Origin of the sequence: Sphingobacterium litopenaei, from assembly GCF_014692495.1 — a bacterium.
Classification (GTDB): domain Bacteria; phylum Bacteroidota; class Bacteroidia; order Sphingobacteriales; family Sphingobacteriaceae; genus Sphingobacterium; species Sphingobacterium litopenaei.
Genome location: NZ_JACOIJ010000093.1, coordinates 1 through 516 on the forward strand (window position 1 = coordinate 1; position 516 = coordinate 516).

Annotated in this window: 1 protein-coding gene; it reads left to right on the plus strand. The window is 36.4% G+C overall.

All coding sequences use genetic code 11. The features are described 5' to 3' along the window. Positions 1–484 (plus strand): transposase (locus H8B04_RS16920; protein WP_190303073.1); only part of this gene is annotated, 484 nt, incomplete at its 5' end. Positions 485–516: the final 32 nt, after the last annotated feature.

The window sequence follows — 516 nt, forward strand, 5'->3', positions numbered from 1 at the left end:
GCTGAAATGGGATGATTGGGAAGTATTAAAAGACAGCAGGGTAAAGCTTTACACCGGAAGTCCCATCCAAAACAAACGAGGCAAACTGCATTATAGGCAAGAGAAAGTAGAAATTGATTTCCGTTTGGTGGTCATCAAAAGTCAAAAAACAAACAAGGAATTTTGGTTTCTGACTAATGAATTTCAACTCTCAGCCAAGGAAATTTCTGATTATTACAGAAAGCGCTGGGATATTGAAGTATTTTTCAGGTTCTTGAAACAGGAACTCAACCTAAGTCATTTGGTTTCAATGAACAGGAACGGAATTGAAGTGATGGTCTATATGACAATGATTGCAGCAATGCTTTTGTTGATTTACAAAAAAGCTAATAATCTGGGTTACAAAACTGCTAAACGAAGAATAGCAATGGAGCTTAGAGATATGATAACTGCTATTCTAATAATATTTGCAGGAGGAGACCCAGCTAAAGTTTTCAAAACATGAAAAATGGTCGGAATTTCTTCCGACCATGACTA